The sequence below is a fragment of the Leptospira selangorensis genome, from assembly GCF_004769405.1.
Taxonomy (GTDB): Bacteria; Spirochaetota; Leptospiria; order Leptospirales; family Leptospiraceae; genus Leptospira_B; species Leptospira_B selangorensis.
Genome location: NZ_RQES01000014.1, coordinates 1 through 744 on the forward strand (window position 1 = coordinate 1; position 744 = coordinate 744).

Below are 744 nucleotides of genomic sequence, written 5' to 3' on the forward strand. Positions count from 1 at the left end.
CCTAACGTTCCCTAAATGAGTAATTCGCTTAACGGACTCCCTCCTTAAGGGCTGCCTTTTACGAATCCTTAACAAATTTTTATTGTGTGCCGCTGAAAAAAATCGACAGATTCCCTATTTTTTTGGGAACGTCCGTTCCAGGACATGTTTTTCAAATATTCGGTAATGAATTTTGCAAAAGTATGTTTTTTTACGAATTTGGGAGTGAAAGCTTCACAGCTTTGTCCGCCTGGAAACGTATATTGTCATAATCAACTTAGGTGAAGTGAATTCCGGAGGAATTGTTGGAATGAAAAGGGGATTTGAATTCGGTAAACGGTTTTTGGTGAGTGTCATTTTACTCCCGTTTGTAGCCACTTGTTTGAGCGATTTTGGATTTGGTGGAGGAGATATCGATCTTTCCAAAGCTACTTGGTTGGTCGCCCAGAAAGTTCCTTTCGTTTCCGTGAATGAAGGTGTTCCAGGCCAACCTGTTGCTCCTGTTCATGATATTTTCAGTCTTCCTCCTGGGACAAAAGTAAGTGTCCAAGCAGTTGGTGGGACTATCGATCCGACAGGAACCACCATCGTAAACGATTTTGATGGAGACGGGATCCTAAACTCTTACGAATCCAATACGAATGTATGGGTAGCAGACTATCCTGATATAGACACAGTCATCAATCCTCCGGTCACAATGCAGATCGAAGTTTTGAAAACGGACACCGGCTCCACCGACCAAATCACAAGTGAGATCAAATACGC

General features: G+C 42.6%; 1 pseudogene. It reads left to right on the forward strand.

Features of this window, described 5'->3' with window-relative positions:
- Window positions 1–289 precede the first annotated feature (289 nt).
- Window positions 290–744 (forward strand): annotated as a pseudogene (locus EHO58_RS10125) (LIC12048 family lipoprotein); the annotation flags it as partial.